The following is a 15307-nucleotide window of genomic DNA, read 5'->3' as shown; positions in this document are numbered from 1 at the left end:
GCCTCCCGGCGAGAGCGCATCTTGTTAACCAAATCGCGGCAGCAGGTTCAATGTGCTGCCAAACCAGCACAGAATCACCATCACGCCAAACCCAATGACCACCGCAGGAATGGCTTTTCCGCCCCAGACGGTGAAGGTTTTATCCGGGAATCGCTCGCGTGATTTCAGCGCCAGGAAGGCGGGAACAATGACCGCCCAGATGGTGGCGCACAATCCGGCGCCGCCGATGGCGTAGATAAAGCCGTTCGGGAAAATGAGATACAACGCTGCCGGTGGCAAGAAGGTCAATAACAGCGTCTTAAATCTGCCCCACGGCGTATTGCCCATTTTGAACAGATCGGCGAGATAATCGAACAGCCCGAGCGTGACGCCAAAAAATGAACTGGCCACCGCCAGGTTAGAAAAAATCAGCAGGAAGAACTCAATCACGCCGTGCTGATTGGTTCCGAGGAAGGACTTCACCAGCGAATCCACGTTGCCGCCAGAGGCGATAATCTCTTTAAAGTTACTGCGATGAATATTCCCCATGGTGCAGTAAAGCCAGAACAGGTAAATAACCAGCGCCAGCGTTGAACCGAATATAATACTTTTAATCAGTTTATCTTTTCTTTTGCCGTAACAAATAATCAGGCTGGGAATGTTGCCATGAAAACCGAACGATACCAGACATACCGGAACGGCCATCAGAATATAAGGAAAGTAACTGCTGTTGTTTTCTGGCGCGGCGATATCGCGGAGAATTGAATAATCGACCTGGAAGAAGAAGGAACCAAAGACAACGATAAAAGCGATGATCTTAATGCCAAGAAATAAGGACGTAATGCGGCTTGCCGCCAGCGAACTGACCCACAGCACGCTAGCGACAAAGATGGCGCTGCCTATACCGACAATACGTGGGTTAACGTGCGTTCCCGCATTGATGGCGATAGTTTCACTGATAATGGCGTCATTGGCTGAGATGTAGGCATAAGTGAGAATATACAGCACGAAGGCAACTGTGATACCGCTGACGACGTTCCATTTATTGCCGATGAGATCTTTAGTGATGGTGTTAAAACTGGAGCCGACCGGATAGTTGAGGTTGGCTTCTAATAAGAGTAATCCGGAGTGAAGCATTGAGAACCAGGATATTATTAGAATAAATGCGCCCCAAAAAAACCAGGCTCCGGCAAGGTCAACCGGTAAAGCAAACATCCCGCCACCAATGACGGTGCCGGCAATGACCATAATTCCCCAGAAGGAGGAATGTTTTGTATTCGAATCTTCGTCCATGGCCTTCCCTTAATAATAACGATTAAGTTGATGTTGTGTCAGGAATGAAATAATGCCAGGTGCCAGAATCCAAAATGGCTATATCAGAGATATAGCCATTGGAGTTATTGAAGGTTAAATTTCTTTTAATTTTGCGGTGAAATGACGCAATACTTTCGGCTCATAGGTGAAGGTCAGGCCTTTAATGTTCGCAGCGTTCTCTTTCACATGCTCGAATGCTTCGATAATAAAGTCCATATGCGTTTGGGTGTAGGTAGCGCGCGGAATGGTTAAACGCAGTAATTCAGCCGGGCATGGAAGCTGTTTACCGGTTTTCGGATCGCGGCCGAGCAGGAATGAACCAATTTCTACGGCGCGGATCCCGGCAACCTTATACAGCTCGCAGGCCAGCGCCTGGGCAGGGAACTGATCGGCCGGAATGTGCGGCAGCAGTTTACCCGCATCGACAAACGCCGCGTGCCCACCCGCCTGCTGACAGGTCACGCCAATGGCTTCCAGGCCATCAACCAGATATTGAATCTGCGTAATACGGTAGGATAACCAGTCCTGGCCCATCCCATCGTATAAGCCTACGGCCAGACGCTCCATTGCCCCACCTTCCAAACCACCGTAGGTTGGGAAACCTTCCTGAACTACGCAAATGGTGCGGCACTCGGTATAGACGTCAAAGAAGCCGTCATCCTTCATACACAGCAGACCGCCCATCGGCACCATCGCATCTTTCTTCGCTGACATGGCCAGCATATCGGCGTATTTGTAGGTTTCACGGGTGATTTGCTCAATCGTCCAATCCTGATACCCCGGCTCTCTTTGCTGAATGAAATAGGCGTTTTCGGCAAAGCGTGCGGAGTCCATTACCACAGGAATATCGTATTTCTTCGCAATGTTATACATCGCCTTCAGGTTAGCCAATGAAACCGGTTGGCCGCCCGCCGAGTTACAGGTAATGGTCGCAACAATATAAGGGACATTATTTGGCCCGACTTCTTCGATACCATTTTCCAAACCCTGGAGATCGAAATCGCCTTTAAAATCATTGCGTGCTGAAGTATCGAAGGCCTCTTTAATATAAACGTTACGCACGGTACAACCATTGATTTGGCTATGGCCCTGAGTGGTATCAAAGAAATAGTTGGAGAATGCCACCATTTTGCTACGGTCGAGGCCTTTTTCCTGTTCGCGCTTTTTAATTAATACCGGAATATAAATCTGTTCGGCCCCGCGCCCCTGGTGAGTCGGAATAGTATATTGGTAGCCAAAAATATCTTTTACTGCATTACATAGCGCATAATAGCTGCGGCTACCGCTATAGGCTTCGTCACCGCGCAGCATCGCTGCCTGCATATTTTGCGTTACCGCGCCGGTACCGGAGTCGGTCAGCAGGTCAATAAAAACATCTTCACTGTCCAGCAGGAAGGGGTTCATCCCGGCTTCAACAATCGCGTTATCGCGGTGTTCGCGAGTGGTACGTTTTACCGGTTCAATGACACGAATACGGAAAGGTTCTGGCAGATGTTTAAAATTGTTCATGGCTTAATCCTTAATCTTTTTTAGACGCAGTCGTCCCGCAGGTATTCATCGATAATGAAAACCATTAATTTCGCGTAATACGAATGCTAATTCCTGACTCCTGACGAACCACAGCAATAATTTACTCAGGCATGTAAAATACACGCGCAAGAAAATCTCTGTAGCGAGCTCAGAATCATAAAATTCGTATGGGGTATCACAAACAGACGGTTAATCTGCCTGGCGTGATATTAAGGCGGAGGCGTTCGAGGAGTTAAGGACGGTGATTGACAATAACATTGTCAATATTAAACCATTTTGAAATCTTATACGTTTTATTTAGGCTGTTCATAATGTACGTTCTCCATTAGACAGACCATACATTATGGTAATTATTTTATTTGTCTATTAGCTATGTATTCATTTGTGAAATTGGTCACGATTGCTTATTTCTACATACTTATAAAATGCTGTATAGACTGCACTTAATAAAAAAATAAATAATGACTGGCGGTACTAATTATCGGGCGCAGCCAGGCGCCCGGACGATTAAGGGGCGAGATAGACCTGTGGGACAGCCGCTTCCGGGTGCTGGCCCATGCTGATATCCGCGCCGTACCAGCGATGGATGACGGATTGCTGAATAACGTCCTGCGGTGTGCCCTGAGCAACCAGTTTTCCTTGATGCAACAGTAAGATGGTATCGGCCCACAGCGCGGCGAGGTTAAGGTCGTGCAGCACGATGCATACGTGCAGCTCATTACGGCGGCTGAGTTTTTTCAGTAGTCGCAGCAGGTGCTGTTGATAGAATAGATCCAATGCTGAGGTGGGTTCATCCAGAAACAACCAGCCCTGCGGGCCATCGTCATGCCACAGCTGCGCCAGGCTGCGCGCCAGCTGCACGCGCTGCTGTTCGCCGCCGGAAAGAGCAGGGTAAAGACGTCCCGCCAGGTGGCTACAGCCGGTTTCGGCCATCACCCGTTGGATTAACGCGCTATCCACCTCGTTCCCCCACGGCGCGCGCCCCATGGCGATCACCGTTTCGACAGGCCAGCTGGCGTTCAGCTGCGTGCGTTGCAACATCACCGCGCGGCGACGGGAGAGGGCGTTGGCCGACCACTCATCAAGCGGGCGGCCTTCAATGCGTCGTTCACCGCTGTCGGGAGATAAAAAGCCGGTCAGCAGGCGCAGCAACGTTGATTTACCCGCACCATTGGGGCCAATCAGCGCGGTGACTTCGCCACGACGTAGTTCTACCGAAACGTCGTCGATGACCCGGCGTTTACCCAGGCGCAACGCTAGCGAGTGCGCGCTGTAATGATTATCCATGAACAGACCTCTGCTGGCGGAAAATAAGCCACAGGAACCACGGCGCGCCGAGCACGCTGGTCAAGAGACCCACCGGCATTTCCGCCGGAGCGGCAACGGTGCGGGTGAGGGTATCGGCAATCAGCAATAAAATCGCCCCTGCCAGCAGCGAGCCCGGGACCAATCCACGGTGGTCCGGCCCCAGCCACATGCGCATCAGGTGTGGAACAACCAGGCCAATAAAACCAATCACGCCGCTGATGGCGACCGCCGCCGCGACCAATACGGCGCTGCACAGCAGCAAAACCCGCTGAATCAGACGCACGTTAACGCCGAGATAATGCGCTTCCTCATCCCCTAATTGCAGCAGGTTGAGACGGGTGGCAAGCCACCACACCACCAGCGATGCGGGGATAATCAGCGTGGCGGCAACCAGCAACGTTGACCACTCGGCCTGTCCCAGGCTGCCCATACCCCATAGCGACAGCTGGCGCAGCTGCGCGTCGTTGCTTATCCACGACAGCATGCCCACCAGCGCGCTGCACAGGGCGTTAATGGCGATTCCGACCAACAGCAGGCGAGAGAGCGAACTGTCTCCCGATTTGCTAAGGACAAAAATGACCGCCATCACCGCCAGGCTGCCGATAAACGCCGCCAGCATCGGGGCATACAGCGCCACAATCGCCGGGACGGATATCGGCAACACCAGCCAGAAAGCAACCGCCAGCGCCGCGCCGCTGCTGATCCCCAAAAGTCCGGGGTCAGCAAGCGGGTTACGGAACAGCCCCTGCATCACGCAGCCAGAGAGCGCCAGCGCGCTGCCCACCAACAATGCCAGCAGGACGCGCGGCAGGCGAATGGTGAGCCAGATATGGCGCAACACTTCATCGCCAGTGCTCCACAGATTGGCGAGCGGCAGGCGCATTGCGCCGAGCGTGGTGGCAAACAGCGTCAGGCCGAGCAGCAAAATGGCCATCAGCCACAGTTGACGGGAGACGGTAGCGAACATCAGGGTAGCTGCTCCGCTTTTTGCCGTAACTGCAGCAGCGCCTGCGGCGTGCGCGGGCCAAAGCCGAGCAGGGCCATATCGTCCACCACCAGAACTTGTTTATGACGACCGGCAGGCGTCTGCGCCAGACCCGGCAGCTTCCACAGCGAGGCTTCGCTACCCATGCCTTGCAGACCATCGGTAGAGATAACCACCAGGTCCGGCTGGCTGGCAATCACCCCTTCCTGCGACATGGTGCGATAGTGGTCAAACCCCTGCATGGCGTTTTGCAGCCCGGCAAGTTTAATCGCGCCGTCCGCCGCCGTTTGCTGACCGGCAACCAGCGCACCGGAGCCGCCGTGGCTGAGGATAAACAGCACCCGCTTGTTCAGCGGCTGGGTTGGGATCTTCGCAAATTCTGCTTGCAGCAACTGGCGAAGCGTTTCCCCCTGCGGCTGTTTGCCAAGCGCATTGGCAATCACGCTGATTTTGCCCTCTATCGCGGCGGCATCATAGCCACCCGGCACGTTCACCACTTTCACCTTACTGTCCTCGACCTTTTGTAGGACCAGCGACGGTTGCGCCTGGCTGCTGGCGAGGACCAGCGTTGGGCGCAGGGAAAGGATGCCTTCCGTATTGAGCTGACGCAGATAACCGACGTCCGGTAGCGCGGCCGCCTCCAACGGCCACTGACTGGTGCTGTCGCGTGCGACAAGGGCTGACTTTGCCCCAAGTGCGTAGACAATCTCGGTGACGTCGCCGCCGAGGGTGATAATTCTCTCCTGCGCGGTGGCAAAGGCCATCAGAGGAAGCGCAGCAATCAGGGCAAGCAGGCGTCTCATGCTGGCTGTCCTTCTATCGTCAGGGCGTCAACCTGGGCGCGCCACTGGGTCTGCTCCGGCTGTCCTTCGGTACGTTGACCAAACAGCTGAGCAATTTGGGTGCCGTCTTTGGCAAACAGTTCCAGACTGGTGACATGGCCGTCAACGGTTGGCTTGCGCGTTACCCAGGTTTCCGCAATGTGTTCTTCCATTAAATGCAGAGTGAAGTTCGGGTTGAAGATATTCAGCCAGCCTTCCATCGGTACGACTTTTTCAATATTGCCGGTGAAGATCTGCACGCAGCCGGTGTTGCCAACGAAAACCATAATCTCGTTGCCTTCCTGATGCGCGGCGTTCAGTACCTGAGCCAGCGCGTCGTTCGGCACTTTGCAGGCGAGGTCGTCGCCCACCAGTTCGAAGGCCTGCTGGCGAGTGAGGTTGTGGCGTTTCATCAGCATGAAGAACTGATGAACGTCGGTCATGGCGCGCCACTCTTGATCGACGGTCTGCGCATCGGCCTGAGCGGTAGACGTCACGGCCTCTTTCGCTTTCAGGACCAGCGGCGCGTTTTCTGCGCTGATAAAACGTGCCAGAACTTCGCCCCATGCGGCCATATCGGTATTGTCGGTGGCATAGACTTTCAGCAGGGCATCGCCATGGTGGTCGAAGAACTGAATGCTCTGACGTTCACCGCGAGCGGTGGCTTCTTTGATGTAGAAAACGCTGGCCCACTGATGCAGGAACAGCCGTAAATCGAGCGCGCGTGGGTTCAGCACCAGGCCGGCATGGCCGCTCAGCTGCTGATTGGTAAAGGCGCCAACCTGCTCATGCACCGCATATTCGTTGCGGCAGATGCATTTGGTTTCGCCCACGTTTTCCAGTGCGCCTAAAATGTCGCGGATTTCGCCCTGCAGGCGTTTGGCATCGTGGCCAACGCGTGCGGAGGTTAGCTCGGCTTCGCTGATCCCCATTGCCGCCGCGATATCGCGGGCGTATTTGGCGGCTCCGCTCGTCTTGACGGTCTGATAGCGCTGCCACAGTTCGGTTGGTGCATTTTGCATAGCTCTCTTCCTTATTATTTCCCCGGCCAATGGCCGGGGGCAGGTTTTGGTTATGTTGTTATCAGAAATCGACGTTGACGCCCAACTGCCAGGTACGGCCCGGAATCACCGCCAGCGATTTATCATTGGCGTCCTGATTGGTGGACGTTTCAATGTTGCGGCTGCTCAGGTAGTCCCAGTACTTACGGTCAGTCAGGTTATACACGCCGCCGTTGAGACGGACGTTTTTGGTCACACGCCAGTAAGCTGTCCAGTCGAGCATACCGTAGCCCGGTACGCGCATGTATTCGCTGGTGGAATCCGTCAGCGCGCTACCGGTGTTGGTATAGCTTTCACGGTTCGTGGTGGTGGCGCGCTTGCCTTTAACGAAGGTCGCGGTCAGCGCAGTACCGTAGCGTTTAGCTGGATCATCCCACGCCACGCCAACGATGGCTTTCATTGGCGCAACGCTATCAAGATCAACGTATTTATCACCGTAGTAGCTGGACTTCGACTGGCCTTCACTGTATCCGTAGGCAAGCGTGGCGCTCAGACCGTCCACCTGTTCAAACCAGGTGCCGAAGTTGAACTTCGCGCTGACTTCACCGCCGTAGATATAGGCTTTATCGCGGTTTTCTGCCTGATAAATGGTGTAGATATTGGACGGTACGTTGGTGAACTGGCTTGGGTTGTTCGCCCGGGTGTAGCGGGTGTAGGCGATAAAGTTTTTGTAGCTGTTGTAGAACAGCGCGGTACGCATGGTGATCCCTTCCGTGACCTCGCCCTTCATACCCCACTCGAAGTTATCGCTGGTCTCGGTTTTCAGATCGGTATTGCCGATAAGAGCGTACTGGCCGCGTCCCGCATAGCTTGAACCGAGGTTCCATGAACCGTACAGCTGGCTGGTGTTCGGGAACTCAGCGCCGCGTTTGTATTGCAGATAGGTCATCATGCGCGGCGTGAGGTCGTACTGGAAAGTCAGTGACGGCAGCGCCTGGGTGTCTGAGTTTTTACCGTACAGCGTCGACACTGAGGATTCGGTCAGCACGGTGCTGTTGGTTGTCAGGCTGGAGAGATTCTCCGGCTTGGTTGACTGATGGACGACGCGAACGCCAGGGATCACCGCAAAGTTGTGCCCATCGAGATCGAAGTTGATCTGATCTTGCAGGAAGCCGGCTATCGTGTAGTCGCGGCTATCTGCTTCCGGCTGCATGATTTCGCTGTAAACGCTTGGGATCGGCGACTGGCTAAACGGACGTTGGGTCTTGGTGGTGCTGGCATTAAAACCGGCGCTCAGATCGTGGCGGCCCACGCTTTTTGCCAGCGCGGTTTGCATGCCCCAGGTGTCGGTATCGTAATTGGAATATACCGTTTCCATATTGCCGCTGGTGCTGTCCGGCATGTAGGTACGGTCGTGCGCTTCGGTATGCTGGTAGTAAACCTTGGTCGACATGCTGTCGATGAAGTCGTTCATCGGCATCCAGTCGTCCTTCAGGCTTAGCCCCCAACGGCGCGTCTGGCTGGTCTGCTGTGCGTTACCGATGGTGCTGTCGCCGGCGTTGTCCCAGACATCGTAGTGCGTATGGTTGGTTTTATGGTAGTAGTCGAGGGTACTGGTCAGCTTATGTTGATCGTTTGGCTGCCAAATGCCGGAAGTCATAAACGCATCGGAGTGCCAGTTGGCTGGGTAAGCATCAAGGTTGGCGCTGTTGGTGGTCGTTTCCTGGCCGTCACGACGGCTGTAGACAAAAATACCGCGCAGCGTTTCATCGCCACCCGCAGCCGTCAGGCCGTTATGCCAGCTGCGATCGGCGGAGTCATAGTCGCTGCGATAGCTAAAGGCAGTGGTTTTACCCGGATGCAGATAGTCATCAGCCGATTTAGGCTGGAAGGAGACATTACCGCCGATAGAGGTGTTGGCGGTTTCGGTATCGGTCGCCCCGGACTGAATATCGACGCTGCCGTACATGTACGGGTCGATGTAGTCGCGGCCAATGCCGAAGGAATTCAGCCCGGCGCGGCTGACGTAGCTACGTCCAGTGGCGTTCGGTTGGGCAATGCCGTCAACGTCGATGCCGACGCGGTTACTTTCCAGACCGCGGATGTTATAGCCAGTGTAGCCACCGCGGTCAAAGCCGCTTTTGCCATTACCGGATCCGCCGCTGGCGCCGGTAGCACCGATTAGCGGTTCATAACGCATGATAGAACCAAAATCGTTGGCTCCCTTGTCCTGTAGTTCCTGCGCGCTGACGGCGTGCTGGCTGCCCGGTTTCAGTACCGGTGCCGGTGCTGTGACGGTCATCTGTTCTGCGCTGTCAACGACGGCAGTTTTGTCCTGTGTGTCAGCCGCGCCCGCGGAAGTTTGATAAATCGCTGCGAGCAAAGAGGTTACCAGTAGGCTTTTCTTGCACCACGCCTCTGATTGAATGGATTTGTACATAGTTGCCATGCCTTCATCGTTATTAGTATTGGCTCACTCGTTACTTCCAGAAATCTGCTTTTCCTTAAGCGATTCGACGTCTTCCTTTTTGTTTGTGCGAATAGTAATGATAGGTATTATCATTTGCAACAAAGTTTGCAAATTAATCTCGGCATATGAAACAATTTGTTTACACTTATGCTTTTCATCCTTTGCGAGAACAACATGACGCAGAAAGCCGCAATTACGCTCACCTACTGTTCCCAGTGCAACTGGATGCTGCGCGCCAGCTGGATGGCGCAGGAGCTGCTGCACACCTTCAGTACCGATATTGCGTCGGTAACGTTGATACCGGGCACCGGGGGGATTTTCACCATAACCGTTGGCGATGAGCTGATTTGGGATCGCAAGCGTGACGACGGCTTCCCCGACGCCGCGGAGCTAAAACGGCGGGTGCGCGATATCTGCTTCCCGGAAAAAACCTTAGGCCACGTCGACAAACCGGCGGGATAAAGCGGCTGCGTTTTACGCTTATAAAGGGTATTATTAATGCATCTTTATTGGTGAGGAACAGGCTATGGCAGGCAAACGCATCGACCGTGAAAAACTGACAATCCGCAGCATGATTACGCTGTATCAGCGTCGCTGCCCGGATGCGCAAAACGATGCCGCGCACTATCAGGCGCTGAACGAGTATGCCGATAAACGCCTGGATAAATGCGTCTTTGGTGAAGAAAAACCGGCCTGTAAACAGTGCCCGGTACACTGCTACCAGCCTGCTAAGCGCGAAGAGATGAAGCAAATTATGCGCTGGGCGGGGCCGCGAATGCTCTGGCGCCATCCGATTCTCACCATTCGCCATCTGATTGACGACCGGCGTCCTGTGCCGGAACTGCCGGAAAAGTATCGACCGAAAAAATAACGCCTACATCGTGCGGCAGTGGCGGCGGTACTCCGACGGCGAACGCGCCGTGTGCTTACGGAAAATCCGGCAAAAATAGTTGCTGTCCTCAAAGCCGCAGTGATGGGCAATCTCTTTGATTTTCATCTCATACCCGCGCAGTAATTTCTTCGCCAGCTCCAGGCGCACGGCGGTCAGATATTCGTTGAACCCGACGGTGCTGGATTTCTGAAACAGGTGCGACAAATAGTTCGGGGTAATGTGGAATTTCTTCGCCACCGTCTCCCGGCTGAGCGCCTCGGCGGCGTGCTCGTCGATATACTCCTGAATCGCCATAAACAGCTCTTTGCTTTTACTCACCGTATCCGCCAGATGGGTGAGCTGATCGATGCAGTGGCTGAGTAGCCCGCTCAGGACAATCTGCGCCGTCGGCATCACTGGGCGAATCGCCAGCTCATTGAGCGCCAGCAAAAGATATGACCCCACGCGCGGTCCTAAGCGCGCGACGTGCTGCTTGCGGATCTCGACGAATTTCTGGCCGTCAAAGCGCTGCAGGCTGAACCCCAGTTTCTGCTTGCTGAATAAAATGCTTAGCGTCGTGGCCGGCCCCTGCCACTGCGGAGCATTCCAGCGGCCGCCGGGAATATACAGCGCCTGAAGCGGGCCGAGTGGGGCGGTAAGGCAACCATCGGCTAACTCACCTTCCAGCACAATTTCAAGACGGGGAAATGACAGGCTCATCGCCAGCTCTGGCGCAGGCTGGGCGGTTTGCGGGAAACGCACGACAAGTTCTCCCTGCTGTTGCAATAGCTGCTCCAGCACGGGGACGAGGGATTGCTCTGACATGCTCATGTCCTGGTTATTATTCTGGATTTTGAATCTCATCACACTTTATTTTGCTGTACACAAAAATCCAGTGTTGTGTAGCTATCTCATACAGAATGCCGCCGCCGCGTGCAGTAACTTTTCATACATGTTGTGAAATGGTTAACAAAAGAGAGGCGATATGGACAAGCAAGCGGCATTCTGGCTGGATGCACTGGGCGCCAACGGCGAACTGTCGGCAACGATGAAACACGAACTGGATACCCAGGGCTACACGATTGTGCACGGCGTGGCCGACGCCGACTGGCTGGCGGCGATGCGCGAACGCATCGACTTGCTGGTAGAGAAAGAAGGGGAGAACCTGGCGGTTGAACACCATCAGGAGGAGACCGCCACCCGCGTCGCCAACCTGGTGAACAAAGGTGTGATATGGGAAAAGGTGTGGTCACATCCGCTGATCCTCTCGGCGTGTCGCTATATCTTTGAGGGTGAGTTTAAAATCTCCAGCCTCAATGCCCGCGAAGCGTTATACAACGGCGGCCATCAGCCGCTGCACGCCGACTGGAAAAAGCCGCGCCCGGACTTCCCGAAGGTGCATCTGGTTAATACCATCTGGGCCATTGACGATCTCTACGCTGCCAACGGCGCGCCGAGAATAATCCCGGCCACCCATCTGCGCCCGGAGCTGCCGGAAGAGGTGCTGGAAGATGTCGGATTACCGCATCCCGATGAAGTGATTTTTGAAGCCCCGGCGGGCAGCGTGATGATTTATAACGCCCACGCCTGGCACGGTGGCACCACCAACCGCGAAGGTTCACGCCGCCGTGTGCTGCACGGTTTGTATATTGACCGGGCTGACACCGCCCAGCAGGATCAGCGCCGTTGGCTAACGCCGGAAACCGCCAGCCGCTTAACGCCGGCACAGAAATGGCTGTTGGACGTGGAATGACCTTCAGATTCAGACGGCCTCTTCTCCCTTGTTCAGGGAGAAGAGGCCAAATCATAGGCTGTCGATGTGCACAAAGGCTTACCCGCCAACCACAACCCGATATCCCGCCCGTTCTACCATCGCCTGAATAGGCGCAATCTCTTCAGGCTCCGGCGCTTTAATTCCCGCCATTGCCCACTCGCTGCCCAGCAGCGAATACTTTGGCTCGCCGTATTGATGGAACGGCAGCAGGTGAACCTCATTCACCGGTAACGGCGCCAGAAAATCCAGAATCTGCGCGACGTTGTCCTCGTTGAAGGTAAATCCGGGGATCAGTGGCAATCTTGGGATCGCGTGGATCCCTTCGTTGACCAACAGGCGAAAGTTCTCCAGCACGCGCGGTTGGTTGATATTCAGGACGCGCCGCGCCGTTTCGCTATCCATGATTTTCAAATCGAACAGCACTTCATCACAGGCTTGCGCTAGCGGCAGAAAGCGGTGAGGGGAGGTGTCGCCGGCCGTTTCGATGGCGGTGTGAATCCCCCATTGCTTCAGGCGCAGTAAGAAACGGGTAGCGAATTCGGCCTGCATCAGTACCTCGCCGCCGGAGAGCGTGACACCGCCGCCGGAGGCGCGGAAAAAGACTTCGTCTTTTAGTACTTCCCGCTCAAGGGATGCCAGCGTCACATCGCGGCCAATGTGTTCCCATGCGCCGGAGGGGCACTCTTCGGCGTCCTGCTGGCAGGTGGCGCAGTGCAGGCACTTGCTTTCCCGGCGCACGGTCTCGATTTTAGGTGAGATGGATTCGGGGTTGGCGCACCACGGGCAGCGATGCGGGCAGCCTTTAAAAAAGACCACCGTGCGAATACCGTGGCCGTCGTTTAATGAATAGCGCTGGATGTTGAAAATGCGCGCCGTGTCGGCGCGCGTTTCAATCACCTCACAGCTGATGCGCGGTGCGGCGGATAATGTCATCCTGAATCTCCTTCGACAGCTCGACAAAGAAGGCGCTGTAGCCCGCCACGCGAACCACCAGCCCGGCAAAATCCTGCGGCCGCTGCTGGGCTTCACGCAGCGTCTCGGCATTCACCACGTTGAACTGAATATGCTGGAGCTTCAGTTTGGTAAAGGCGTGGAGGAAATCCGCCAGTTTGTTCAGGCCGCTCTCGCCTTCCAGCGTTGCCGGGGTGAATTTGACGTTCAACAGCGTGCCGTTAGAGAGCAGATAGTTGTCGAGCTTGCTCACCGATTTCAGCACCGCCGTCGGCCCCTGGCCGTCCTGACCGACCATCGGTGACAGGCCGCCATCCGCTAGCTGTTCGCCAGCAAAACGCCCGTCCGGCGTCGCACCGACCACTGAGCCAAGCGGCACGTGCGCTGATACGGTATACGAACCCGGTGTAAACTGCCCGCCGCGCGGGTTACGATATTTTTCCACTTCTTTGCAGTAAAAACGCAGCAGATCGGCGCTGATGTTGTCGACATCGTCGATGTCGTTACCGTACTTCTCGAAGCGGTTAATCAAGCGGGCGCGAACTTTTTCCCCTTCAGGCGTTGCGAAGTTGGCCTTCAGCACTGCCAGCAGTTCGTCGAAGCTCATGCGCTGCTGGTCAAACACCATGCCTTTCAGCGCGTGCAGCGAATCGCTAAGGTTGGCAATCCCAATCCCCTGGACGCCGGAGAAGTTGTAGCGCGCGCCGCCTTCGGTAATGTCCTTACCGTTGGCGATACAGTCTTCAACGAATGAGGAGAGCAGCGGTACCGGCGCCCAATCGCGATGGCCGATATCGCAGATGTTGCTGCCTTCCACCATCAGCTTAATGTAGTGCTGGATTTTATGGCGAATGCTTGCCAGCAGGCTGTCGTAGCCGATCTCTTTATCGCCCTCGTGCTCCAGCATGACGATTTCCATCACCTTCAGCAGGTTGAACATCGCAATGTCGTGCAGCCCGTATGTGCGGCCAGGAATTGACAGCTCCACGCAGCCGACCACCGCGTAATCGCGGGCATCTTCCAGCGACACGCCGCGGTTGAGAAACGCGGGCACCACCACTTCATCGTTAAAAATTTGCGGAATGCCGGTGCCTAAGCGCACGGTTTCTGCCGTTTTGCGCAGGAACGGCCGGTCAATCAGTTCGTTGACCCGCACGCCAAGGTTAGGCTGCGGCAGACGAACGTTTTGATAGGCGTCGAGGCAGGTGAAGGAAAGGATATTGACTGCGCTGCGCCCGTTTTCGGTCAGGCCGCCTAAAAGGGCGGTGTAGCCGGTCGGGAAGCCGGCAAAATAGCGCGCGCTGCTGGTGGATCGCAGCAGTACGATGTCGTTGCATTTCACCCACAATGATTCCAGTAGCTCCTGCATAAACGCCGGGTCTTCACCGTGGTTTAGTGAGGCCTGCCAGAACGGCAGCATGTACTGGTCAAAGCGGCCCAGCGAAATGGAGCTGGCGTTGGACTCATACTGCAAAATGATGTTCATGTACCAGAACAGCTGGCTGGCCTGCCAGAAGTTCTGCGGCTTCTTCTGCGCGTTATGGCGCGAAACCTGGGCGATGGTTTCCAGCTCCTGACGGCGCTGCGGCTCATCGCACGTGGCCGCCATCTCTTCAGCCAGCGCGGCATAGCGCAGGATATGGCGTTGGGAAGCTTCGAGCAGAATTAACACCGCGTGATAAAACACGTTATCCGGCTGCTGATGCAGATGCGCCTGCATCTCGCAGACCAGCGCCTCAAGCCCGTGATTAAGCAGGCGTGGATAATCAATGATGATGTGGCCCTGGCCTTTATCGGTCTGGTTCACGCTGAAAATCTGCGTACTGACGGCGGCTTTCACCTCGTCGGTCATCTGCGCGTTAATGAAATCCTTCATCGAGCGTTGTTCCCAGTACGGGAACAGCTCGTCGCGGTAAAGGCGCTTGTCGTCGTCGCTGATATTAAAGCGGTCCTGTGGGCGGGTCGGGAACTGGTCGAGTTCTTTTAGCAGCCAGTAGGGGTCCATCTCCGGTGACATGATCCCGGCGCGCGGTTTGATGGTGCGGTTGCCGGCAATCAGTTCATCGTCGCGAATGCTGATGGCGACGTTATCGAGAATATGCGCGGTGGCTTTGGCGCGGCGGATAATCACCGGCTCGCCTTCGGTCTGGCGATGGCTTTCGGTATACAACACGGCGCGTTCGAGGGAGATTTCGCGTGGATTGGCAAACAGGGCGTCTTTCAGTCGCTGAATTCTATGGCTCATGGTGCTGGCTCCTCGGGAGATTAACCTGACGTTTCCTATGGCTTCTACGGTAGGCAAA

At 55.2% G+C, this 15307-nt stretch carries 14 protein-coding genes; 3 read left to right on the top strand and 11 right to left on the bottom strand.

Translation table 11 applies throughout. From position 1 onward, the window contains the following. Positions 1–24 precede the first annotated feature (24 nt). From tnaB to LZ634_RS15220, 8 genes are all read right to left on the bottom strand, one after another. A complete protein-coding gene (gene tnaB / locus LZ634_RS15250) occupies positions 25–1272 on the bottom strand; it encodes a low affinity tryptophan permease TnaB (protein WP_234506801.1) in 1248 nt (415 codons plus the stop codon). 114 nt (positions 1273–1386) lie between these two features. Further along, positions 1387–2802: a tryptophanase gene (gene tnaA, locus LZ634_RS15245; RefSeq protein WP_234506799.1), complete on the bottom strand. Its 1416-nt coding sequence runs from the start codon at positions 2800–2802 to the stop codon at positions 1387–1389. Between the two features lie 253 nt (positions 2803–3055). Next, positions 3056–3133: a tryptophanase leader peptide gene (tnaC, locus tag LZ634_RS22755; protein WP_072277192.1), complete on the bottom strand. Its 78-nt coding sequence runs from the start codon at positions 3131–3133 to the stop codon at positions 3056–3058. Positions 3134–3330: 197 nt separating this feature from the next. Next, positions 3331–4110: a heme ABC transporter ATP-binding protein gene (locus LZ634_RS15240; RefSeq protein WP_234506797.1), complete on the bottom strand. Its 780-nt coding sequence runs from the start codon at positions 4108–4110 to the stop codon at positions 3331–3333. After that, complete coding sequence (locus LZ634_RS15235) at positions 4103–5098, bottom strand: FecCD family ABC transporter permease (protein ID WP_234506795.1); 996 nt, start codon at positions 5096–5098, stop codon at positions 4103–4105. Before LZ634_RS15235 ends, LZ634_RS15240 begins: the two co-directional genes overlap by 8 nt. Further along, on the bottom strand, positions 5098–5919 hold the full coding sequence (locus tag LZ634_RS15230; protein ID WP_234506793.1) for a heme/hemin ABC transporter substrate-binding protein: 822 nt from the start codon (positions 5917–5919) through the stop codon (positions 5098–5100). Before LZ634_RS15230 ends, LZ634_RS15235 begins: the two co-directional genes overlap by 1 nt. Continuing rightward, positions 5916–6959 (bottom strand): hemin-degrading factor, encoded by a 1044-nt coding sequence (locus LZ634_RS15225; protein ID WP_234506791.1) that lies wholly within the window; start codon positions 6957–6959, stop codon positions 5916–5918. Before LZ634_RS15225 ends, LZ634_RS15230 begins: the two co-directional genes overlap by 4 nt. Positions 6960–7020: 61 nt before the next feature. After that, the gene (locus tag LZ634_RS15220; RefSeq protein WP_234506789.1) at positions 7021–9378 is read right to left on the bottom strand and encodes a TonB-dependent receptor domain-containing protein; all 2358 of its coding nucleotides are present in this window, start codon (positions 9376–9378) and stop codon (positions 7021–7023) included. A gap of 204 nt (positions 9379–9582) precedes the next feature. On the opposite strand from LZ634_RS15220, the gene LZ634_RS15215 reads away from it, so the two are divergent. Further along, positions 9583–9870: a SelT/SelW/SelH family protein gene (locus LZ634_RS15215; RefSeq protein WP_234506787.1), complete on the top strand. Its 288-nt coding sequence runs from the start codon at positions 9583–9585 to the stop codon at positions 9868–9870. A gap of 64 nt (positions 9871–9934) precedes the next feature. After that, on the top strand, positions 9935–10279 hold the full coding sequence (locus LZ634_RS15210; RefSeq protein WP_234506785.1) for a nitrous oxide-stimulated promoter family protein: 345 nt from the start codon (positions 9935–9937) through the stop codon (positions 10277–10279). Between the two features lie 3 nt (positions 10280–10282). Here the strand turns inward: LZ634_RS15210 and LZ634_RS15205 are convergent, their stop codons facing one another. Then, the gene (locus tag LZ634_RS15205) at positions 10283–11104 is read right to left on the bottom strand and encodes a helix-turn-helix transcriptional regulator (RefSeq protein ID WP_234506783.1); all 822 of its coding nucleotides are present in this window, start codon (positions 11102–11104) and stop codon (positions 10283–10285) included. Between the two features lie 160 nt (positions 11105–11264). On the opposite strand from LZ634_RS15205, the gene LZ634_RS15200 reads away from it, so the two are divergent. Next, positions 11265–12032 (top strand): phytanoyl-CoA dioxygenase family protein, encoded by a 768-nt coding sequence (locus LZ634_RS15200; protein ID WP_234506781.1) that lies wholly within the window; start codon positions 11265–11267, stop codon positions 12030–12032. 78 nt (positions 12033–12110) lie between these two features. Here the strand turns inward: LZ634_RS15200 and LZ634_RS15195 are convergent, their stop codons facing one another. Together LZ634_RS15195 and LZ634_RS15190 are read right to left on the bottom strand one after the other, a co-directional pair. After that, positions 12111–12986 carry a [formate-C-acetyltransferase]-activating enzyme gene (locus LZ634_RS15195; RefSeq protein ID WP_234506779.1) on the bottom strand — a complete coding sequence of 292 codons (876 nt, stop codon included), beginning with the start codon at positions 12984–12986 and terminating at the stop codon, positions 12111–12113. Beyond that, positions 12952–15249: a formate C-acetyltransferase gene (locus LZ634_RS15190; protein WP_234506777.1), complete on the bottom strand. Its 2298-nt coding sequence runs from the start codon at positions 15247–15249 to the stop codon at positions 12952–12954. Before LZ634_RS15190 ends, LZ634_RS15195 begins: the two co-directional genes overlap by 35 nt. Positions 15250–15307 lie beyond the last annotated feature (58 nt).

The organism is Kluyvera intermedia, from assembly GCF_021440345.1.
In the GTDB taxonomy this organism is placed as follows: Bacteria; Pseudomonadota; Gammaproteobacteria; order Enterobacterales; family Enterobacteriaceae; genus Kluyvera; species Kluyvera intermedia_A.
The sequence above is the reverse complement of the archived record's forward strand: the minus strand, read 5'-3'. Positions and strand labels throughout refer to the sequence as shown.

Bases quoted from the DNA above. Each gene is read 5' to 3' on its own strand.
- tnaB (WP_234506801.1), bottom strand. From the start codon at position 1,272: ATGGACGAAGATTCGAATACAAAACATTCCTCCTTCTGGGGAATTATG.
- tnaA (WP_234506799.1), bottom strand. From the start codon at position 2,802: ATGAACAATTTTAAACATCTGCCAGAACCTTTCCGTATTCGTGTCATT.
- tnaC (WP_072277192.1), bottom strand. From the start codon at position 3,133: ATGAACAGCCTAAATAAAACGTATAAGATTTCAAAATGGTTTAATATT.
- LZ634_RS15240 (WP_234506797.1), bottom strand. From the start codon at position 4,110: ATGGATAATCATTACAGCGCGCACTCGCTAGCGTTGCGCCTGGGTAAA.
- LZ634_RS15235 (WP_234506795.1), bottom strand. From the start codon at position 5,098: ATGTTCGCTACCGTCTCCCGTCAACTGTGGCTGATGGCCATTTTGCTG.
- LZ634_RS15230 (WP_234506793.1), bottom strand. From the start codon at position 5,919: ATGAGACGCCTGCTTGCCCTGATTGCTGCGCTTCCTCTGATGGCCTTT.
- LZ634_RS15225 (WP_234506791.1), bottom strand. From the start codon at position 6,959: ATGCAAAATGCACCAACCGAACTGTGGCAGCGCTATCAGACCGTCAAG.
- LZ634_RS15220 (WP_234506789.1), bottom strand. From the start codon at position 9,378: ATGTACAAATCCATTCAATCAGAGGCGTGGTGCAAGAAAAGCCTACTG.
- LZ634_RS15215 (WP_234506787.1), top strand. From the start codon at position 9,583: ATGACGCAGAAAGCCGCAATTACGCTCACCTACTGTTCCCAGTGCAAC.
- LZ634_RS15210 (WP_234506785.1), top strand. From the start codon at position 9,935: ATGGCAGGCAAACGCATCGACCGTGAAAAACTGACAATCCGCAGCATG.
- LZ634_RS15205 (WP_234506783.1), bottom strand. From the start codon at position 11,104: ATGTCAGAGCAATCCCTCGTCCCCGTGCTGGAGCAGCTATTGCAACAG.
- LZ634_RS15200 (WP_234506781.1), top strand. From the start codon at position 11,265: ATGGACAAGCAAGCGGCATTCTGGCTGGATGCACTGGGCGCCAACGGC.
- LZ634_RS15195 (WP_234506779.1), bottom strand. From the start codon at position 12,986: ATGACATTATCCGCCGCACCGCGCATCAGCTGTGAGGTGATTGAAACG.
- LZ634_RS15190 (WP_234506777.1), bottom strand. From the start codon at position 15,249: ATGAGCCATAGAATTCAGCGACTGAAAGACGCCCTGTTTGCCAATCCA.